1 protein-coding gene is annotated in these 914 nt (G+C 64.3%); it reads right to left on the minus strand.

The genetic code is table 11. From position 1 onward, the window contains the following. Nucleotides 1-896: AMP-binding protein (locus JL108_RS19625; RefSeq protein ID WP_307837336.1), on the minus strand; the 896-nt coding region annotated here is incomplete at its 3' end. Nucleotides 897-914: the final 18 nt, after the last annotated feature.

The following is a 914-nucleotide window of genomic DNA, read 5'->3' on the forward strand; positions in this document are numbered from 1 at the left end:
TCATCGGCAATCTCGTTCCACTCGTTGTCGATGAGCTTCATCTCCACCCCCTTGACCGGCGTGCCGATCGAACCCACCACCGGCGGCTTACCCCACGGCGAGAACGAGGCGACCGGCGAGGTCTCCGACAGGCCATAGCCCTCCAGGATCGTGACACCGAACTTCTCGGCGAACTGCCGGTGGATATCGCCGGGCAGCGCCGCGCCGCCAGCGGCCGCCACCCGCAGGTTCCTGGCGATCTCAGCGACATCGACCGTCTCATCGAGCGCACCCAGCAGACCCCAGTACATCGTCGGCACCCCGGCGAAGAAGGTCACCTTCTCACTCAACAGCAGCCTGATCGCCGGCTCGGCCTCGAAACGCGGCAACATCACCATCGTGCCGCCATACAGCAGCGAGCCGTTCTGGATGACCGTCTGGCCGAAGATGTGGAACAGCGGCAGGACAGCGAGATAGGTGTCCGGGTTGTTCTCATCGGCCTGGAAGGTCGACTCGCCCAACGCCGCGTTGTCGTACATATTGCGATGCCGCAGCTCAGCGCCCTTGGGCTGACCCGTGGTCCCCGACGTGTACAAGATGACCGCCGTGTCATCGTCATCGCGCGCCACGCTCTCGAAGACCGGCGACTGCTCGGCCACCAACGGGGCGTAGTACTCCGGTCCCTCCAACGGCGCCGGAGCGGCCGAATCGAGCTTGATGAGGAAGAAGTCCTTGACGCCCTCGACCTGGTTGAAGCCCTCCCAGGCATGGTCGCCGATCGGCACACCCGGCGCGCCCTCGAACGCGAAATACGCCTTCGCATCGGAGTCGTCGAGGTGATAGGCGACCTCACGCGCGGTCAGCAGGATGTTGAGCGGCACCACCGTGGCACCAGCCTTCAGAATGCCGAAATACACGATCGTGAAGTACGGCAG

The organism is Aeromicrobium sp. YIM 150415, assembly GCF_016918125.1.
Classification (GTDB): Bacteria; Actinomycetota; Actinomycetes; order Propionibacteriales; family Nocardioidaceae; genus Aeromicrobium; species Aeromicrobium piscarium.